Below are 2,500 nucleotides of genomic sequence, written 5' to 3' on the forward strand. Positions count from 1 at the left end.
GCGTGTGGTTTGAAACGGTTCGGCCGTTCGGTCTTTTGATGAGACCGGATGTGCCCGATATTTAACATTGTTGAGAGAAGGGTTGTTTGTCCTGCCTGTACCCCAGGCGGTCCCCCAGTCGGGATTAGGCTTTTGCCTTGGAGAAACGATACCTCGTGAAACTGGTCTTTGATCATATGCTGCACGCATATGATCAGTTTTAGATCTGACCGATCGGTATCCGAGGGGCAGTTTTCTGTCTGCGGATATTGGTCATGAGAACGATCAAGTGCCAAAAGGGCGTTCAGTGGATGCCTTGGCGCACACAGGCGATGAAGGACGTGTTACGCTGCGATAAGCGTCGGGGAGCTGCGAATAAGCTTTGATCCGGCGATTTCCGAATGGGGAAACCCGGTCTTCGGACCACCCGCAAGGGAGCTAACCCGGGGAACTGAAACATCTCAGTACCCGGAGGAAAGGACATCAATTGAGACTCCGGTAGTAGTGGCGAGCGAACCCGGACCAGGCCAGTGGCAGACAAGTAAGAACGGGAAGAAGCTGGAAAGCTTCGCCTTAGTGGGTGATAGCCCCGTACCGGTAGAAAGCTTGTTTGTCCTCGAGTAGGGCGGGACACGTGAAATCCTGTCTGAACATGGGGGGACCACCCTCCAAGCCTAAGTACTCGTGTGCGACCGATAGTGAACAAGTACCGTGAGGGAAAGGTGAAAAGCACCCCGACGAGGGGAGTGAAACAGTTCCTGAAACTGGATGCCTACAAACAGTCAGAGCCCAAGGTTTGTCCTGGGTGATGGCGTACCTTTTGTATAATGGGTCAGCGACTTAGTCTGTCGTGCAAGCTTAAGCCGTTAGGTGTAGGCGTAGGGAAACCGAGTCTGAATAGGGCGATTAAGTACGACGGATTAGACCCGAAACCGAGTGATCTAGCCATGTGCAGGTTGAAGGTGTGGTAACACGCACTGGAGGACCGAACCCACGTCTGTTGAAAAAGACGGGGATGACGTGTGGCTAGGGGTGAAAGGCCAATCAAACTCGGAAATAGCTGGTTCTCCGCGAAATCTATTTAGGTAGAGCGTCAGACGAATACCTTGGGGGGTAGAGCACTGGATGGGCTAGGGGTCCTCACCGGATTACCAAACCTAACCAAACTCCGAATACCCAAGAGTACTATCTGGCAGACACACGGCGGGTGCTAAGGTCCGTCGTGGAAAGGGAAACAGCCCTGACCTACAGCTAAGGTCCCCAAGTCATGGCTAAGTGGGAAAGCATGTGGGAATGCTTAGACAACCAGGAGGTTGGCTTAGAAGCAGCCATCCTTTAAAGATAGCGTAACAGCTCACTGGTCAAGCGTTCCTGCGGCGAAAATGTAACGGGGCTCAAGCCATGCACCGAAGCTTAGGGTGTGCAGTTTACTGCACGCGGTAGCGGAGCGTTCCGTAAGCCTGCGAAGGGAGACCCGTGAGGGCTCCTGGAGGTATCGGAAGTGCGAATGCTGACATGAGTAGCGATAAAGAGTGTGAGAGACACTCTCGCCGAAAGTCCAAGGGTTCCTGCGCAATGTTAATCAGCGCAGGGTTAGCCGGCTCCTAAGGCGAGGCCGAAAGGCGTAGTCGATGGGAATCACGTTAATATTCGTGAGCCTGCTGGGAAGTGACGGATTGCCAGAGTTGTATCCCCTTATTGGATTGGGGATGCAGTGAGGCGGTTCCAGGAAATAGCCCCAGCTTATAGTCCGTACCCTAAACCGACACAGGTGGACTGGTAGAGTATACCAAGGCGCTTGAGAGAACGATGCTGAAGGAACTCGGCAAATTGCACGCGTAACTTCGGGATAAGCGTGACCCGTTGATGGGCAACCATTGGCGGGTGGCACAAAAGAGGGGGTGGCGACTGTTTATTAAAAACACAGGGCTCTGCGAAGCCGTAAGGCGACGTATAGGGTCTGACGCCTGCCCGGTGCCGGAAGGTTAAAAGGAGAGGTGCAAGCCTTGAATTGAAGCCCCGGTAAACGGCGGCCGTAACTATAACGGTCCTAAGGTAGCGAAATTCCTTGTCGGGTAAGTTCCGACCTGCACGAATGGCGTAACGACTTCCCCACTGTCTCCAGCATCGACTCAGCGAAATTGAACTCCCCGTGAAGATGCGGGGTTCCTGCGGTCAGACGGAAAGACCCCGTGCACCTTTACTATAGCTTCACGCTGGCATTCGTGTCGGCATGTGCAGAATAGGTGGTAGGCTTTGAAGCGGGAACGCCAGTTCTCGTGGAGCCGCAATGTGAGATACCACCCTTATCGTCATGGATGTCTAACCGCGGTGTAACAGCACCCGGGACAGCGTGTGGTGGGTAGTTTGACTGGGGCGGTCGCCTCCCAAAGAGTAACGGAGGCGCGCGATGGTGGGCTCAGACCGGTCGGAAATCGGTCGTTGAGTGCAATGGCATAAGCCTGCCTGACTGCGAGACTGACAAGTCGAGCAGAGACGAAAGTCGGTCATAGTGATCCGG

At 54.1% G+C, this 2,500-nt stretch carries 1 rRNA gene (running past one end of the window); it reads left to right on the forward strand.

Annotation, left to right across the window (positions count from 1 at the left end):
* Positions 1-262: 262 nt before the first annotated feature.
* Positions 263-2,500, forward strand: a 23S ribosomal RNA gene (locus DVH29_RS09695) (it continues 492 nt past the right edge of the window).

Source organism: Pelagibacterium lacus (assembly GCF_003345525.1).
In the GTDB taxonomy this organism is placed as follows: domain Bacteria; phylum Pseudomonadota; class Alphaproteobacteria; order Rhizobiales; family Devosiaceae; genus Pelagibacterium; species Pelagibacterium lacus.